Genomic DNA, 238 nt, shown 5'->3' on the forward strand with positions numbered 1-238 from the left:
TGTAAATTCTATAACAGACATTCTCAAACGCCTGAACAAATCAATGCATGGAGATGATGACAGTTGGTATAAATTACCTGATGAGCGTGATCTCGCGGCACAGTATCTGTTGTTGTATGAAATGTCTTTGCCATACGGTCTTGACCTTAACAGCCAGATCAATATCGACAAATCGGCATCTCGTATGCCGTCCTCTGCTTGAAAAAAAAAAAACAATAACTTAGGAGAGTTCAAAATC

General features: G+C 39.1%; 1 protein-coding gene. It reads left to right on the forward strand.

From position 1 onward, the window contains the following. A partial coding sequence (locus BTW00_RS13790; RefSeq protein ID WP_218609030.1) for a hypothetical protein occupies positions 1 to 202 on the forward strand: 202 nt, incomplete at its 5' end. Positions 203 to 238 lie beyond the last annotated feature (36 nt).

The sequence above is a fragment of the Psychrobacter sp. C 20.9 genome, assembly GCF_001921765.1.
In the GTDB taxonomy this organism is placed as follows: Bacteria; Pseudomonadota; Gammaproteobacteria; order Pseudomonadales; family Moraxellaceae; genus Psychrobacter; species Psychrobacter piscatorii_B.